The 302-nt window shown below is 64.2% G+C and carries 1 protein-coding gene; it reads right to left on the bottom strand.

The window, feature by feature from the left end; genetic code table 11:
* A partial coding sequence (locus ACNQ0T_RS23770) for a hypothetical protein (protein ID WP_417930451.1) occupies window positions 1–302 on the bottom strand: 302 nt, incomplete at both ends.

Below are 302 nucleotides of genomic sequence, written 5' to 3'. Positions count from 1 at the left end.
CGCCTGTACCTCCTGGGCGGCGATGCGACGCGCCGTCAGCGTCTGTTCTCGGGCGCGAGCCACCATCGTGCCGATCACGATCAGCGGCAAGGTCAGGGCGTCCAGCGAAACCAACAGCCCTGGCGGTCGTACCGCCTCAATCGGCAAGGCAAAGGGAGCCCAGACGACGAAGACCGTAGGACCCCAGGTCAGCAAGTTGACGATGATGGACAAAGCGACCAACCAACCGATGGCATGACCCTGCCGCGCCACCTGCCAACAGGCGCCCAACGCGACCGGCAGGTAGACCAACCAAATCACAC

It is taken from the genome of Enterobacter cloacae complex sp.6700776 (genome assembly GCF_048284255.1).
Lineage (GTDB): Bacteria > Pseudomonadota > Gammaproteobacteria > Enterobacterales > Enterobacteriaceae > Enterobacter > Enterobacter intestinihominis.
The sequence above is the reverse complement of the archived record's forward strand: the minus strand, read 5'-3'. Positions and strand labels throughout refer to the sequence as shown.